This is a genomic window from Chryseobacterium sp. Marseille-Q3244 (assembly GCF_940807095.1).
In the GTDB taxonomy this organism is placed as follows: domain Bacteria; phylum Bacteroidota; class Bacteroidia; order Flavobacteriales; family Weeksellaceae; genus Chryseobacterium.
Genome location: NZ_CALNWX010000013.1, coordinates 106,132 through 123,274 on the forward strand (window position 1 = coordinate 106,132; position 17,143 = coordinate 123,274).

The 17,143-nt window shown below is 32.1% G+C and carries 18 protein-coding genes; all 18 read right to left on the bottom strand.

The window, feature by feature from the left end:
• Nucleotides 1-378 precede the first annotated feature (378 nt).
• Nucleotides 379-1,680: a 30S ribosomal protein S12 methylthiotransferase RimO gene (rimO, locus tag NBX25_RS19250; protein WP_250255036.1), complete on the bottom strand. Its 1,302-nt coding sequence runs from the start codon at nt 1,678-1,680 to the stop codon at nt 379-381.
• 96 nt (nt 1,681-1,776) lie between these two features.
• A complete protein-coding gene (gene rfbC / locus NBX25_RS19255) occupies nt 1,777-2,322 on the bottom strand; it encodes a dTDP-4-dehydrorhamnose 3,5-epimerase (RefSeq protein WP_250255038.1) in 546 nt (181 codons plus the stop codon).
• 15 nt (nt 2,323-2,337) lie between these two features.
• Nucleotides 2,338-2,907 carry a sugar transferase gene (locus NBX25_RS19260; RefSeq protein ID WP_123910420.1) on the bottom strand — a complete coding sequence of 190 codons (570 nt, stop codon included), beginning with the start codon at nt 2,905-2,907 and terminating at the stop codon, nt 2,338-2,340.
• 13 nt (nt 2,908-2,920) lie between these two features.
• Complete coding sequence (locus NBX25_RS19265; protein ID WP_250255040.1) at nt 2,921-4,057, bottom strand: DegT/DnrJ/EryC1/StrS family aminotransferase; 1,137 nt, start codon at nt 4,055-4,057, stop codon at nt 2,921-2,923.
• Nucleotides 4,058-4,063: 6 nt separating this feature from the next.
• Nucleotides 4,064-5,089 carry a GNAT family N-acetyltransferase gene (locus NBX25_RS19270; RefSeq protein WP_250255042.1) on the bottom strand — a complete coding sequence of 342 codons (1,026 nt, stop codon included), beginning with the start codon at nt 5,087-5,089 and terminating at the stop codon, nt 4,064-4,066.
• Nucleotides 5,082-6,110 carry an aspartate aminotransferase family protein gene (locus NBX25_RS19275; RefSeq protein ID WP_250255045.1) on the bottom strand — a complete coding sequence of 343 codons (1,029 nt, stop codon included), beginning with the start codon at nt 6,108-6,110 and terminating at the stop codon, nt 5,082-5,084. Before NBX25_RS19275 ends, NBX25_RS19270 begins: the two co-directional genes overlap by 8 nt.
• Nucleotides 6,111-6,113: 3 nt before the next feature.
• The gene (locus NBX25_RS19280; RefSeq protein WP_123857369.1) at nt 6,114-6,659 is read right to left on the bottom strand and encodes a GNAT family N-acetyltransferase; all 546 of its coding nucleotides are present in this window, start codon (nt 6,657-6,659) and stop codon (nt 6,114-6,116) included.
• Between the two features lie 4 nt (nt 6,660-6,663).
• A complete protein-coding gene (locus tag NBX25_RS19285; RefSeq protein ID WP_250255047.1) occupies nt 6,664-7,302 on the bottom strand; it encodes a sugar transferase in 639 nt (212 codons plus the stop codon).
• A complete protein-coding gene (locus NBX25_RS19290) occupies nt 7,302-8,264 on the bottom strand; it encodes a glycosyltransferase family 4 protein (protein ID WP_250255048.1) in 963 nt (320 codons plus the stop codon). The genes NBX25_RS19285 and NBX25_RS19290 overlap by 1 nt, the downstream gene beginning before the upstream one ends.
• Before the next feature lie 240 nt (nt 8,265-8,504).
• Complete coding sequence (gene wecB, locus NBX25_RS19295) at nt 8,505-9,644, bottom strand: non-hydrolyzing UDP-N-acetylglucosamine 2-epimerase (protein ID WP_123910409.1); 1,140 nt, start codon at nt 9,642-9,644, stop codon at nt 8,505-8,507.
• Between the two features lie 15 nt (nt 9,645-9,659).
• A complete protein-coding gene (locus NBX25_RS19300; protein WP_123910406.1) occupies nt 9,660-10,778 on the bottom strand; it encodes a polysaccharide biosynthesis C-terminal domain-containing protein in 1,119 nt (372 codons plus the stop codon).
• Between the two features lie 2 nt (nt 10,779-10,780).
• Complete coding sequence (locus NBX25_RS19305) at nt 10,781-11,188, bottom strand: WxcM-like domain-containing protein (RefSeq protein ID WP_250255049.1); 408 nt, start codon at nt 11,186-11,188, stop codon at nt 10,781-10,783.
• Nucleotides 11,189-11,211: 23 nt separating this feature from the next.
• Nucleotides 11,212-12,246, bottom strand: coding sequence for a polysaccharide biosynthesis protein (locus NBX25_RS19310; RefSeq protein WP_123857375.1), 1,035 nt, complete (start codon nt 12,244-12,246; stop codon nt 11,212-11,214).
• Between the two features lie 3 nt (nt 12,247-12,249).
• Complete coding sequence (locus NBX25_RS19315; protein ID WP_250255051.1) at nt 12,250-13,260, bottom strand: glycosyltransferase; 1,011 nt, start codon at nt 13,258-13,260, stop codon at nt 12,250-12,252.
• Nucleotides 13,247-14,518 (bottom strand): glycosyl hydrolase family 28-related protein, encoded by a 1,272-nt coding sequence (locus NBX25_RS19320; RefSeq protein ID WP_250255053.1) that lies wholly within the window; start codon nt 14,516-14,518, stop codon nt 13,247-13,249. The genes NBX25_RS19315 and NBX25_RS19320 overlap by 14 nt, the downstream gene beginning before the upstream one ends.
• A 29-nt stretch (nt 14,519-14,547) precedes the next feature.
• Nucleotides 14,548-15,645, bottom strand: a complete 1,098-nt coding sequence (locus NBX25_RS19325; RefSeq protein WP_250255055.1) for an EpsG family protein — start codon at nt 15,643-15,645, stop codon at nt 14,548-14,550.
• 17 nt (nt 15,646-15,662) lie between these two features.
• Nucleotides 15,663-16,808: a hypothetical protein gene (locus tag NBX25_RS19330; RefSeq protein ID WP_250255057.1), complete on the bottom strand. Its 1,146-nt coding sequence runs from the start codon at nt 16,806-16,808 to the stop codon at nt 15,663-15,665.
• On the bottom strand, nt 16,808-17,143 hold a 336-nt coding region (locus NBX25_RS19335), incomplete at its 5' end, for a glycosyltransferase family 2 protein (protein WP_502799790.1). The genes NBX25_RS19330 and NBX25_RS19335, both read right to left, overlap by 1 nt.

The window sequence follows — 17,143 nt, forward strand, 5'->3', positions numbered from 1 at the left end:
TTTTAAAGATTTTAATTACATTATTTTTCATCAATATTTCCAAAAGGAAAATGAATACCAACTTGCGATTATTATATTATACTAATACAATTTACAAAAACATTTTTTTGTAAATTTTAGCCAATTTTAACAAATAACTTATTGATAGCACATGATTTAAAAACATTGCTTATGGCGCAAATTTAAGACATAATTTTCTAATTTTCATACTTTATAAAAGAAAATTAAAAATTCTTAATACACAAATCAACAAAATATTGAAAATCAACTATATAAAAACATTAATATGAATTATTTTTTGTTAAATTTAATTAATATTTCATATTTTATTCTTCAAAATACAAAACTTTTCGTTCTGATTAATAATGGTTTATATTTTTATATTAATTCACCATATAGGTCAAATTCTTCAGCCGAAGTAATCTTCACATCTGCGAATTCTCCAATGGAAATATACGTATCCTCAGCTGACACCAAAACGGTATTATCTACATCCGGAGAATCATATTCTGTTCTTCCAATAAAGTAGTTTCCTTCCTTACGATCAAACATACATCTGAACACTTTCCCCACTTTTTCCTGGTTCTTTTCCCATGAAATCTGAGATTGCAGTTCCATGATCTCTTCTACCCTTGCTTCTTTTACTTCCTGTGGAATATCATCTTCCAATACATAAGCACCGGTATTTTCTTCATGAGAATAAGTGAAGCATCCCAATCTGTCAAATTTCTGTTCTCTTACCCAATCTTTAAGTTCCTGGAATCTTTCTTCAGTTTCTCCCGGATATCCTACAATCAGGGTTGTTCTGATTGCCATATCAGGAACTTTCTCTCTGAATTTTCCTAAAAGAGCATCAGTCTTTTCATGGGTAGTTCCTCTTTTCATAGATTTCAACAAATCAGAATTGATATGCTGAAGAGGAATATCTATATAATTACAAACTTTAGGTTCTTCACGGATGATATCCAAAACATCTTCAGGAAAACCGCTTGGGAAAGCATAATGAAGACGAATCCATTCTACTCCTTCTACTTTTACCAATTCTTTCAGTAAGTCTCCCAATGCTCTTTTTTTGTAAATATCCAACCCATAATAAGTAAGGTCCTGAGCAATAAGAATTAATTCTTTCGTTCCTTTTTTCGCAAGTTTTTGAGCTTCAGAAACTAACTTTTCAATTGGAGTGGAAACGTGCCCACCTCTCATCAAAGGAATTGCACAGAAAGAACATGGCCTGTCACATCCTTCTGAAATTTTTAGGTATGCATAATGTTTTGGTGTAGTCGTTAATCGCTCTCCTACTAATTCATGCTTATAGTCTGCTCCAAGATGCTTTAATAATAAAGGAAGATCTCTTGTACCAAAATACTGATCTACATCAGGAATTTCTTTTACCAAATCCGGTTTATATCTTTCGGAAAGACATCCTGTAACGAATACTTTTTCTACTTCACCTCTGTTTTTAGCCTCTACATAATCTAGAATGGTATTGATTGATTCTTCTTTAGCATTATCAATAAATCCGCAGGTATTAATAACCACAATATCTCCGCGATCTTCATGAACCACTTCCTTCCCATTGGCTTTCAACTGGCTCATTAATACTTCAGAGTCATATACATTTTTGGAACATCCAAGTGTAACTACATTGATTTTTTTCTTCCCTACAGATTTTGTACGCATCTTTTTGATTTTGAGTCTGCAAAGATACAAAATATTAAAGAGTTAGGCTTACAAAAATAAAAACCACTTTAAAAAAGTGGTTCTCAGTATTATACTTTAAAAGTTTTTTTCTTTAAAGCCAGGGGCATTCTGGTCCTTATCTGAAAGCAAAGCATCTTTTTCATCAATTTTCCAATCTATATCAAGATCAGCATCGTTATATTTCACACTTCCTTCAGACTCTTTATTATAAAAGTTATCACATTTATAAGAGAATACTGCATGGGTACTCAATACGGAAAAACCATGTCCAAAACCTCTTGGTACATAAAGCTGTAATTTGTTTTCCGCAGAAAGTTCAATTCCAAACCATTGGCCAAAAGTTGGAGAATCTTCTCTAAGATCAACTGCTACATCCCATACACTTCCTTCAAGGCATGATACTAATTTGGCCTGGGCATGTTCGCCTTTTTGAAGATGAAGCCCTCTTAGAACGCCATAAGAAGACTTGGAAATGTTGTCCTGAACAAAATGTCCGTTCATTCCTGTAAGTTCTTCAAACTTTTTCTCGTTGAACTTTTCAAAAAAATACCCTCTATCGTCTTCGAAAATAGTAGGTTCTATAATGTAACAATCTTTAAGTGGAGTTTCTTTAATTTTCATAATAGTCAGAAAATTTTATTTTAAAATAGTTATTAGGGTTCTCAATAGGATTTTGATATCATTGCTGAAAGATATATTTTCCAGATAATCCAGATTCATTCTTACTTTATGTGGAAATAATACTTCATCATTATATTGCAACGGATCTTTCTGCATCTTAAGAATATTTTCTTCATCCCTGTATACAATACTGGCTTCACATGTCAACCCAGGTTTTAATTCCAGTACCTTTCTATCTACGCCTTTAAGTTTATCATAATATCCTTCAATATCGGGTCTCGGCCCCACAAAACTCATATCTCCTTTTAAAATATTGAACAATTGGGGAAGTTCATCCAGTTTTAATTTTCTGAGAATTTGCCCTGTTTTTGAACAGGTCCTTTTTTTCCCATGAATGGTTTTAAACTTAAAAATCGTAAAAGTTTTTCCATACTGACCAACTCGTTTTTGAAAAAAAACACCATTGGAAGATGTATCTAAACTAGCAATAATGAATAAAATAATCAGCAGTGGTATCAGAAAAACAGTCAACATTATCGCAAGGATAAAATCAAAAACAGTTTTCCAATATGTATACTGATTCATTTATTTCTAAAAATTAAGATCCGAAGAATGTTTTTATGACATTTGATATTCTTACTCTATCTTCATCAGATAAATTAGAACCTGAAGGTAAACATAATCCGTTATCAAATAATTCTTCTGCTACTTTTCCCCCATAATAAGGTGCATTGGCAAAAACCGGCTGAAGGTGCATTGGCTTCCACAAAGGTCTGGATTCAATATTATCTTCAAGGAAAGCTAAACGAAGCTCTTCACGGGTTTTTCCTGTAACTTCAGGATCTACGACGATGGCGGAAAGCCAATGGTTAGAGTAATAATCAGCATCTGGTTCAGAAAAAACAGTTACTCCATCAATGGTAGCGAATAAATCTTTGTAAAATTCATGCATTGCTCTACGTGCATCAACACGACTTGACAGAACTTCCATTTGTCCTCTCCCAATACCTGCCGTTATATTCGACATTCTGTAATTGTAACCGATATGTGAGTGTTGATAATGAGGTGCATTATCTCGTGCCTGAGTTGATAAAAAAACCGCTTTATCTTTATCTTCCTGAGAACGGCAAACTAATGCTCCACCTCCGGAAGTGGTAATAATTTTATTTCCATTGAAGGATAATACTCCAAAACGTCCGAAAGTTCCGGCTGCTTTTCCTTTGTAAGTTGAACCTAATGCTTCAGCAGCATCTTCAATGACAGGAATATTATATTTTTCGGCAATAGCAGAAACTTCATCCACTTTATAAGGCATTCCATATAAATGAACCGCTAAAATAGCTTTAGGAGTTTTCCCTTTTGCAATTCTGTCTTGTATGGCTTCTTCCAATGCTTTTGGACAAAGGTTCCAGGTTTCAGTTTCTGAATCTACAAAAATGGGAATTGCCCCTTGATATGCAATAGGATTTGCTGTTGCAGAAAAGGTCATGGATTGACAAATAACTTCGTCTCCATACCCAACACCCAATTCAATTAAAGCCAAATGAATTGCAGCAGTTCCCGCAGATAATGCCGCTACTTTTACCTCTGCATTTAAAAAATTCTCTAAATCTTCTTCAAATCCATTAACATTAGGTCCAAGTGGAGCCACCCAGTTTGCATCAAATGCTTCGTGAATATATTTTAATTCTGTTCCTCCCATATGGGGTGAGGATAACCATATTTTTTCTGACATCTGTTTTTAATTTTTACTTCTATATAAAGGGAAAAACCCACTATTTTTATCTGTTACCGATTCGGAAAGCTTATTATATGTTTCTAAATCAATGATGTATTGCCAAACCTTAAACATACATTGTGTCTTTGAAAAGCTGGCTTTAAATAAGAAAAGAGAGTCTTCATCACTACCTCCTGCCCCTCCACCTAAATGTAAAGCAGCCATTTTATATTCATTCCCTAAAAGTCTGGCTTCATCTAACAGTAGCTTCATTGGTGTATTTCGAAGATATTCTCCCGTAGTACCTGATAAATGGTACTGCATAATATTATTGGTCATCGTGAAAATACCTCCAGCTACTATTTTGCCCTCATGCTTAGCCAAAAGTAATTTACTATCAAAATCATTATTATTTAGAAAAGCATGAAAATATTCTTTTGTAAAAAAATAACTTGGTAGTGCATTTACTCTGTGCATTGTTTCATAATAAATTTCAACAAAAGCATCAAAATCAGCACTGGTTTTAGCTTCTTCAACGGTGAAGCCATTTCTTCGCAATTGATTTATTTGTGACTTATTTGACTTTCCATATAATGCTCGTTGTTGATCAATTGGAAGTGTCAGATCTATTGAAATTGTCTTATTAACATTAAGTATTTTTCCAAAATTTTCAAAAAAATGATCTTGGTCAATTAAAGGATGTAATCTTGAAAATGCACAAACAATTGAATTTTCTATACAGTATCTATCAAATTCTTTTTTGAAAAATTCTTTAAGATCTGAACTGAAATTAAAATCTTTTATGTTAGAAATAGGACCCGCATAACCATACACTGAAGTACAATCATAAAAACCTGTTTCTTCAATAGGTCTTATTACTAATGGTAATGCTACAAATACATCATCTTCATATGCTACAAACAATTTGCTATCAAAACCATTATCTATTGTATGATAAAATGCAGTATGGTGAAAATCATAAGCAGAGGATGCTTTTACAATTTGATTCCATTCAGGTTGCAATTTATCTATAACTTCAAATCTATACATTTTCAAAAAAACTATTTACTTTATTTGCTATATATTCTATTTCCTGTTCGGAGTATCTAAAATCCATATGAATATTTAAAATTCTGGATTCAAGATCTATATCTTTACTATTAAGCTGATTAGGCCATAACACAGCAGGAAAAACTTTATTATCAATTAAGAACTGTCTGAGCTGATTCCTATTATTTGGATCTTTAAATATTAATAATAAACAGAAACGGCTCGGAATAACTTCAAATTTACTTGATTTTTTAATTAAGCCAGCTCCTAAGCTAATATTATCTCCCGTTTTTCTCAAAATTTCTTCAACCGGAAATGTTGAAAGTATTAATTCTGCCTGCGACGGCATGAGCGAATCAGTCAGAGGATCTTTAAAAGTATCTTCCGCTTCTAAATAGTATCTTCTATATAAATCATTATTTTCTAAATTGTTAAGTAGATACTCTTCTTTTAAAAACATAGCTGATAAAACTTTTATATATGTTTTTTCAGCTAAAGTGGTATAATCAGGATCTGTATCAATATTTTCACCATGTTTATACTTACACATTCCCCCTATTCCTAACGGCAACTGTTTACGGAGAGATGCAAAACAATAATCTGCAGTTGACTTATTGAAACCTGCTAAATCATGTGTCAGGTCATCAATGATGACTGTATTGCGTAAGTGTGTTAAATCAGCTTTAATTTGTCCAAAATACAAAACATTAACAATTACACTTTGGGAATCATCTTCCCAAATTACTTTGTTATTTGCCTCCGGGTTATAATCATAATACAAAATCTCGATATCCAGATTAGCAAAAAAACCGACTACTTCATGGCAATAATAACTGGGGAAACCTACTTTATTCCAGTTATACGTCTTTATTCCGAATTTAAGTAAGTTATATAGAGCTACCCTTCCGGAAAAATACAGATGGTAATTATCATTTTTCTCAAAAAAATTTTCACTTTTATTTTGAGAATGTATATAATGAAAACCGGAGCCAAATTCTTTATACATATCTATTTTTGCCAATAATTATTTATTTTTTATCAGATCAAAATAATCATCTCTGGTTATTCCCACTATCAGCTCATCCCACCACTGATTCTTTCTAAAGTATGCATTCTTTTTAGTTCCTTCAATAACCCATCCACATTTTTTTGTATAAACTCCTATGGAAGGTTCATTATTTGCAATAATAGTTGTATCAAGTCTCATTAAACCAAGTTCTTCAAAGGCGTATTTATTCATGGTCATCACAGTATCTACACCATATCCCTTACCTCTCATATCTTTATCACCCAATAACATTCCAGTAGAAGCACGTCTATCTTTCCAATTAATGTCGACAATATTGACCATACCTATTAATCCAAATTCTTCTGTATCAATAGCAAAACGTTGATTATTGGAATTAAGATTAAAGTTGTTAAACCACTTTTGTTGATCCTGCATACTAGAAGGAAAATGCCATCCGCCAAGCTTATAATTAATTTCGGGATCATTAGACCATTTGTGAAGTAATTCTAAATCTTTGTCTTCTATTGCTCTTAAAACAACCTTGTTACCTTTAATATTCATATTGCTATTTTTTGAAATTATTCTTACTAAGATTTTTACTTATTCCTAAATCATCAACTTCATCCACTGTTTGACCATGAACTATTGTTGAAGATTTAAAAAGCACAGACTTTATAGTCATTAATATTATTTCTAAGTCTAATTTTAATGATACGTGATCAACATAATAAACATCATTATTAAAACGCTCTGAGAATTTCATTTGATTACGACCTTTAACCTGTGCTAATCCTGTAATACCCGGACGGACTTCATGTCTTCTTTTATGATGATCGTTATATAATCCTAAATATTCAGGAAGCAACGGTCTTGGTCCTATTAATGCCATGTCTCCTTTTAGAACATTTATTAATTGTGGAATTTCGTCCAAAGACGTTTTCCGTACAAAAGCACCAATTCCTGTTAGCCGATCAGCATCTTGTAATAAATCACCATTGGCATCTTTTTTATCATTCATTGTTTTGAATTTTATGATCTTAAAGATGCGCTCATTCATTCCTGGGCGAAGTTGAAAAAAGAAAGGCTTACCGTCATTAGCAAAATACAACCCAATAGTAACGATTATAAAAATTGGAGAAAGCAGTATTAGTCCAATTAACGCAGTAAAAAAATCAATAAAACGTTTGAAAAAATTTTTATACATTATTTTAATTTGCTAAATATCAAAAAATAAGATTTATCAACAGTATATTTATTAAGAAGCAGTTTTTCAGCATTATTTCCTAAAACAGACAAATCTTCATTTAACAGTTTGTTTAAACAATTTTGCATAGATTCCTGGTCTCCCGATAATACTTTATATCCGCATTCATTCTCTTCTACAATATCTCCAATGTCTGTATTCGGATCAGTTGCGACCAGTACAGGCATCTTCATTTCTAAATAAGATAACAAGCGTGAAGGAAAATTAGGAATTAAAAATCTTTTATCCAAGAATATCAATCCAATATCACATGCTGCTAACATTCTATCATAATCTTCTTTAGGAAGGCTTTGTAAAAGTTTAGCATTTTTAGGTTGTTTTGCATCAAACCATTCTTTCATTCTTGCAAATTCTGTCCCACCACCAACAATCAGAAAAAAAGCTTCTTCATTTGTTGTTACTTCAATTGTTTCTAACAGAAAATCCAAGCCTTGAGGTTTGCCCAAGTTACCACCGTAAACAAATACTTTCCTGTCTGCAGGAATATTGTATTTTTCACGAATTGCTTTTTTCTCTTCATCTGAATAACTGAACTTTATAGGCTCAATGGTATTCGGATTCACCTCTACTTTTTTCGGGTTTACTTCCGGATTATGTGTTAATACAAAACTGACATTTGCAGGGGACATACATCCTATGGTATCAGAAATCTGGTAAAGTTTTTTTTCTTTTTTTAAAAATTGTTTATGAATAAAACCACCTTCTTTCAACATCGCCATATCTACTGCGTTTTGAGGAAAAATATCCTTTAATAACAGATAGCTATAAGCATGATCCCGCTTTTTTATAAATTCAATTACTTTTGCGAACGTAATAGGAGGTGTTGAATACAACACCAAGTCAAATTTTTTATGAGCCAGATACTTTTTTATGGCTGACAAAAACTGAAATTCAATTGCCAAAGTACCAATACCTTTTTCAACAATATTCGTTTTTTGGATATTGAATGTTTTAACCTGAAGTATTGAAACTCCTTCTTTCTGTTTAAAATTCGTAGAAATTTTCTGACGTCTTTCTACAGGGGTAACAATGGTAACGTCATGACCTTCATCTCTGAACTTCCGCAACAGGTCCTGATAGATACCCCGCTGTTCAACCGAATCTATACTGGCTAACGTGAGAAAAACAACATTCATATTATCTTAAATTTCTTCGGACCAAACCGTTCTTTTGATATAATCTGTGTAAGAAATAATAATTCTTACTACTTTTTCTGAAACATTTGGCATCGAGTAATCTGCTACGGGTCTGAAGTTTCTTTCTTCATCTACTTTTTGCTGCAATACCTGAACTAATCCCTGCATAATTCTTTCTGGAGACAAACCAACCATCATTACAGATGCTTCTTCCATCGCTTCCGGACGCTCATGTGCCTGGCGAATATTTAAAGCTCTGAAATTTAAGATTGATGACTCTTCAGAAATGGTTCCTGAGTCTGATAGACATGCATAAGCATTCATTTGCAATGCATTATAATCGTGGAAACCTAGAGGTTTTAAAAACTGAATTTCAGGACGCATTTCAATTTGCATCTTGTTAATCATATTTTGTGTTCTAGGGTGTGTAGAAACAATAATCGGGTATTGATATTTTTCTGCAATAGCGTTAAGAGATGTCATTAATCCACGGAAATTCTTTTCAGAATTGATATTCTCTTCACGATGGGATGATACTACAAAGAATTTACCTTTTTCAAGGTTTAATTTTTCTAAAACATTAGAAGCTTTAATTTCAGGTAAATAATGATTTAAAACTTCAAACATCGGCGAACCGGTTTTGATAATTCTATCTGCCGGAAGCCCCTCTCTTAACAGATATTCACGGGCAATATCAGAGTAAGTAAGATTGATGTCTGCAGTATGATCTACAATTTTACGATTGGTTTCTTCAGGAACTCTTTGGTCAAAACATCTATTTCCTGCTTCCATGTGGAAAATTGGAATATGTCTTTTTTTAGCAGGAATTGCACAAAGACAAGAGTTAGTATCCCCTAAAACTAAGAAAGCATCGGGTTTCAACTCTTCCAAAAGCGGATCAATTTTAATTAAGATATTTCCTACCGTTTCAGTTGCGGTCTTACCAGCTGCCTCTAAAAAGAAATCAGGTTTACGAAGACCTAAATCTTCAAAGAAAATTTGGTTAAGTTCGTAATCATAGTTTTGTCCTGTATGGACGATAATATGTTCAACAGCTTCGGATGCATCCAAAGCTGATAATACTCTTGATAATCTAATAATTTCTGGACGTGTCCCAACGACCGTCATTACTTTTAATTTTTTCATTTTTATGTTTAGCTATTAAACAGTTTCAAAATAGGTATCTGCATCTTCCGGGTTGAAAGGCTCATCAATCCAGAAAATTGTATACAAATCTTCGTTTCCGATGTTTTTGATATTATGGGTATACCAAATCGGCATATCTACATAAGCAGGCTCTGTTCCATCTAAATAAAAGTCTAAGACTTCATTCGTATCAATTTTTCTTAATTGAATTAAAGCTTTACCCTTAATTACGGCAAATCTTTCAATTTTACGAGTGTGGTAATGATTTCCTCTGGTAATATCCGGAACTGTAGTTGAGAAAGAACATTGTCCACCAATTCCTAAACGAATTACTTCTACAAATGCACCTCTCGGATCTGTATGTTGTGTGAATTTAACTGGAAAATGAGTTTTATAATCCATATAAGAACGATAAGTGTTGAACAAATTATGTTCGAATTTATCTTTCAGGACTGGGATCTCTCCACCATCAAAATATTTTACTTTATAGTCATTCAATAAAGCTAATACTTCTGAAACTTTTTTAGTTGAAGTTGGCTCTATAAATAATTCCGGTTCACTTTTTTCTGATCGAATTTCGTTAATAATATTCATGACCAATTCCTGAACATAAATCAATTTAACTTCACCGTCATTTACTATTGTTGGCATTTCGCCATGTGTCAATTGATAACAAAAAGTAGCAACAAATGAATTATAAAAAGGTTTTCCAAAGGCTCCAAAAACATTTGGAATAATCAAACCGGTTACTTTCCCTCCATTTTCATTGGCCCAGTTTACAATGGCTTCGCGGCCCTCACGTTTTGATCTTCCATACAGATTATCTCGTTCTTCCTGTGTAGAAGACGAAATCAAAACATGAGCTTTAGAATGGGTTCTTTTTAACGATGCAACCAGCTTATTTGACAATGCAACATTTGTCTCATAAATCACTTGCTCAGAATCATGACGATTCATCGCTGCTAAATGTACAATTACATCACATTTTTTAGTGAATTCATCCAATTTATCGTCGTCTTCAAAGAATTCTTTTTGAAAATCAACCGTTTCAAATTCTTCTGGAAATAATCCCAAAGTATTGTATAGATGGCTTCCAACGAAACCTTTTTGTCCAGTAATTCCTACTTTTTTCATAGTTAATTTTTAAAGTAATCTAATGAGAATCGGTATTCGTCTTGGATTTCGCCCAAGGCATAATCTGCTAAAACCAGTAATTTACTTCCTTCTTTTTTTGCTTGAATTGCAGTTATATACCCTGCTGGAATATGCAGATAAGTTAAGGATTCGCAATCTAACTGATATTTCGTAATCATTAAATCTTTTGAAGGCTGAGTAAAGTCATCAATTTGGATCACTGACACTTCAAACTCCCCTTTCATACAAGCAAACCAACGTTGCTCTATTTTATGGCCTTGCCAGCCTCTTATAAACTCTGTAGAATGATTCTCTATGGTATAAATACGTTTAACTTCTGAAGCATCAAATTCATTATTGAAAGTGATAATTCCTCTCTCATCTTCATGTTTTTTACCAGCCAGAGTCATAATTTCTCGAATTTTAAATCTAATTAATATGGATATTGCATAACGTCTTCTCCAAAAATTTCTTTTCGAATAAGCGGTAGTTTAGAAATTAATTTTTTAAGCCCTTCAACTCCTTGCTGTTCTGTGTTATGAGAATGGTAATCTTCTATTTTAGAAACATCTTCTTCACCTTCCGAAAAATACTTAGCATAATTTAGGTCTCGATTATCAGCTGGAATACGATAAAAGTCTCCCATATCTTCTGCTTTAGTCATTTCTTCACGGGTACAAAGCGTTTCATATAGTTTTTCTCCGTGACGTGTTCCAATAATTTTAACAGGAACTTCTTTTCCTGTCATTTCGATTAATGCCTGAGCCAAATCTCCAATGCTTCCTGCTGGTGCTTTGTTTACAAATAAATCTCCCGGATTTCCATTTTCAAAAGCAAATAAAACCAAATCAACGGCATCTTCCAATGACATGAAAAATCTTGACATATTAGGATCTGTTATCGTAATAGGCTGCCCTTTTTGAATTTGATTTAAAAACAAAGGAATAACTGATCCCCGGGATGCCATCACATTGCCATAACGTGTTAAGCAAACTACAGTATCGGTAAGGTTTCTGGCCTCAGCAACTGCAACTTTTTCCATCATTGCTTTAGAAATACCCATGGCATTAATTGGATAAGCCGCTTTGTCTGTAGAAAGACATATCACTTTCTGAACCTTGTTGGCCGCAGCTGCCCGAATTACATTTTGGGTACCTTCCACATTGGTTTTTACCGCTTGCATCGGAAAAAATTCACATGAAGGAACTTGCTTTAAAGCAGCAGCATGAAAAATATAGTCTACACCTCGTGTCGCTGGTTCTACCGAACTATAATCGCGTACGTCACCGATATAGTATTTAATTTTATCATCCTTATAAAGATTTCGCATATCATCTTGTTTCTTCTCATCACGAGAAAAAATACGAATTTCTTTAAAGTGGTCTGTTTGTAAAAAACGATTCAAAACAGCTGTTCCAAAAGAACCTGTTCCACCTGTGATTAATAGTATTTTATCTTTTATTTGCATGTCTTAATTTAATAATTTAATCAATTGATTTATTTCATTTTTAATGATTTGCTGTGTTGAATGTACGTTATTTTTTATACTTTCTACCAATGCGAGATAAATACTTTTTTCTTCAAAAGGATCAAAAGTAACACTTGGTTCGCATACCTGAAACATATAAGGTAAATTAGCACCAATCACTTTACAGCCACATTCTATAGCTTCTACAATACCTAGCCCAAAGCTTTCTTCCAAAGATGGAAAAACTAAATACTCGGTTTTATTATATCGTTCTATTAACTGTTCTCTTTTAACAAATCCTAAATTAACGATAGGATATCCTTGGTTTATTTTCTCTTGAATGAATTCTCCCAGAGAAATAAATGTGCCAAGGTCCACTGTTATATATAATTTCCCTCTTTTTGTTTCATCATAAAATTTGCAAAATGCATTTAACAACCGGATATGATTTTTATGTGGAGCTCCTGCACTTACATAAATATATGAATCAGCTTCCCTCTGATCTTCTTTATTTATTAAATCCTCGTTTGGATAAAATGGCAGTGTTACTACATTATCAGCGTTAAATGTATATTTTTTCAAAAAGCTTTCTTTCATCAAATTGCTTTGCACTAAAAGAAAATTTGTATTCTTCAAAAATTTAGAAAAAATAAGGGATTTTACTCTAAACAATAATCTTTGGGAAATATTAAATTCTTTCGGAATAGTAAGAAATAATTTCTGTTGAAGATAGGTGTAAACTGGTATATTTAACCGAATCGTTGGAGGTAAATTTCCAAAACAGAATACTTTAGTAAACTTTTGAGAATTATTCTTATAAAACGTATGTCTGTTAGATAAGGATGCTTTTAAATACTGCTTTCGATCAGATGGAATGTAGCCAAAATCATTTGAACATCTTTCATCAAAGAGATAAAAAACTTCCAATTTATGATCCACTAACTTCTGAACTAAATAATCAAGAAGAACTTTCCCCCCGCCATTGTTAATATACAAAGCATCAATTAATAACATTATTATTCAAAATTGTGTTTACATTTGACTCTATCTCATAATTCCTGGCTGCATTGTATTTTAATTTTTTAAAAATACCTAGCTCTTTAGCTGCAACTATTTTAAGATTTTTCTGGTTCCCCTGACTTGTATATGCCATACATCCTTCAGAAATATTGTAGATGGATGTTTTGGGAATATAGAAATCAGTTTCAAAATTAACAAATCGCATATTATTGAAGGAATAATTTCCATTAATTACATCATTATTAATTTGCTTTACACCATATTTTCCTGAGCCAAGATAGCAATTGTCTATAATAACATTACCAGAACCATTTAAACCAAATCCTATTTCAGTTGTTTCAATATGGCAATCTCTAACTTCTGTGGATGCACCACATAAAATAGCGATTCCTCCTTCTGCATATCCTTTATTTCTTGGGGTACCAATCTGCTCAATATCCACTCTCTGGATCATCAGTCTTGAGCCCTTTTCTTCTATTCCTATTTCTGAGCAATTTGTAATTATTCCATCTGTAATTGAAGTAAAATAACTTCCATTTTCAAAAACAATTCCTTTTCTACATGCACCAATATAGAAATCGCGTATTTTATTATTTACAGATGTAGCTCCTTTAATTCCAATATCAAAGTTTGAAATCCTCAGTTTTTCAAGAAAATAAAAATTTGAATTATTAAGTATAAGACCTGCCGTAGCTGCTTTATTGGTTCCTTTGATGCTTAATTCACTTACTTTAGCACTTGAAACATCTTTATAAGGTGACAGTCTGATTCCATCAGCTAAACAGTTGATAACTGTTGCATTAATTCCTTCTCCGGTAATACTGATAAAAGGATCTTTTACTTCAATTGCTTTACTTGTTTTATAGATTCCTTTTGGAATAAATAAAGTTCCACCTTCAAAAGCTGCAAGATAATCTATTGCTTTCTGAATACCTGTAACATCATCATTTTTACCATCTCCCTTGCTTCCAAACCATTTTGCATTCACATTCCCAGAGAAACTTCTTTTATATACCTGTCCTTTTATATTGATAAAGATAACCTGGTCTGCTTTATAGTTTTTAGGAAGTTGCCCATTATATTTCTCAAAAGCAAAAACTTCATTCACATTCTCATCCAGGAGAAATACTTTGTCTGTTGTATTAATATTCTTACTATTTTGTACAGCATCATTAATCGACACATACTTAATATCTTGAGAAAAACAAAATGTAATATTAAAAAGCAAAATGATTAAACCGATATTTTTCATACACTAAGTAATTATGTGTTCAATTTATATTATCCAACTTCAACTGGTAATTCTTTATTAAAAATAGATTTATAAGGAATATACAAATCTTTGTATGCGAAAATAACGCCATAAAACTTGAATGCTAAATAGACAATCAACAACAGCAACACTAAGTTTTTGACTATTTTGTTTTTGGTCTGTAAAATTAATATCGGGTACAGGAAGATTTGAAATATTTCATAATATCCTGAAAAACGAATTAAAGCAACAGAAATAGGGACAAATAGAATAAACAGTACCACACTCATAAGATACAGATTAAATATTCCTCTGAATTGTGCATTCTCATAATTTTTAAATAAAAAAACGATGAAAATTAAAATCAGGAAAAGTCTGTAGGAGACCCCTCTGATCATGGTCTCCATAGGTGAATAACCAGATCCAAAAGCTTCATCTGTTCCTGCTTCCATATAAACGTTACTCCTTTCCGACAGAGATCCCAAGCCACTGCTTCCTATGGTAGTAAGTAATGAACCGGCAACAGATGTTAAAGCAAAGCTACCAATTAAGACAATTATAATCTGTTTTCTTGAAAGATTAAGGTTATATATCCAATAAGCAGGGAAAAAGATTAATGCGGATTTATGAAAAAGCATCGCAATAAATACCGTCAATAAAAACAGATATAATTTCCTTTGAATGATAAAATGTAAGGCTAAAACACAGATTGAAACAGCAATTGCCTGTCTTACAAAAAACACACTGGCAAGCGATACACTAAACCAAACCAAAACTGAAAATACTGGTGCTTCAGAATACTTTCTTATGACATAAAAAAAGCAAGAAAAAATGATTGAGGCCTCAAAAAATAATAGCACAGAATAATCTCCTGTAGTAGAATAAATAAGTGTATTAAGTTTTATAAACAAAAACTCATACATCATTTGCAAGTATTCGTTACTTGCAATATTTTCGAAGATAAATTTATATGCAGCCCAGTCTGTTCCTCTTTCCCATCTCAAAAATGACAGCAGATAGAACACTGAAATTATAGGAATTACAGCTATTTTCCCAAACTTTTTCCCAAAATTCATTTCGGAAAAGGACAGCAAACTAATTAATCCAAAAATTATATATAAATACATATTGTGACATTCATTTTCTAAACAGCCTTAATTGGATAATTAATATTTTTCCAATTAAAAATGCTTTTTAATTCTTTGAAATCTTTTATTGTTTCTAAACTGATTTCATGCTTGATAACCTTTCTGATAATACTTTCCATTTCATCAGTATCTTCACATAAATATCCTATTTCTCCATATGAACAAATATGATTGAAGTACTTATTTTTAATAGCGATTACCGGTTTTTCGTGATTGACTGCATCAAAAATTGCTCCACTGGCAGTTAACTGATACTGGTTTTGATCATAAAAAAACAGTATAGCGTTCAATCCTTTAATTGCTTCATTATATTCATTCGTGGGTATTATGGTATCCGCTTTTGCTATAAAATTAATCAATGGAAAATCTTCTGTATGATAACCATGTCTGCCAATCACATATAATTCCAATTTCTTCTCCATAATAAGATCTTTCAAACTTTCGGAGAGCTTAATAAATTTAAGCATTCCTTTATTTTCTCCTACGGCACCTACAATTCCCATTTTTATTGGTAATGAAGACTGTTTTTCAGCAGATACATCCTTAAAAAAGTATGGATGCTCCATACTCACAAAGGCTCCACTATTTTTAGGATATAATTCAATAAGCTTTTCACGAATTGATTTTCCTAGTGCAATAATCTTAATATTATCTGAGATCTTACTGTTAAAAAACCTTTGAAGAAGTTTCTTATACACAAAGATCGGTTTATTTTTAGGTACATTCTGAATTAAGTACTCCAATTCACCATGAGCAACTATTGTAAGATTGATCTTAAAAAGATTGGAAAGAAGATTGAAATATAAAGTTCCAAATTCATTTAAATTTGCTAGAACAATATCTTTATTTCTGTATCTTAACAGCAGGAAGAACAGTAAAAAACCCGCATAAATTTTTCGTAAAAAAATATGATATGATTTTTTTCCTTCCAGTATCTTAACCTTTTTAAATTCTACTTTACCGGAATTGTAGCTAATATTATTGCTTACCAGAATCTTCTTTAAATTTTCATAACTGGACTCTGAAGATAAATATATAATTTTTTCAAATCTTGCTTCTAAAATTTTAAAAAAAGCGGCATTGAAAACTTCGTGAAAATTTCCAATTGAATTTGAATCAATAAAAACAGTGCTTTTTTTCATTAAAAATAAGATTTAAAATTTGCTTTTAGGAAAGCAAACTTTTCTTTGGTTGTATATTGCTTATTCGCTAGTCTTCCGAATGTTGCAAAAAAATCCAGGAAAATATACTTATAGTAGTTTTCTCTATCGTGCTTTTTTAAGTATCGGTTTCTGCTTTGGTGTATTACAGTTCTTTTGAAATTAGAAACAGTTGCCCCCAAATCACTACCACCTTCTAAATGTATAATTTTTGTGGTTGTTAAAATATAATTTTTATATCCAAGATTTACCAATCTTTTCTGTAAATCTGTTTCTTCATAATATAGAAAAAAATTTTCATCAAAGCCGCCAATATC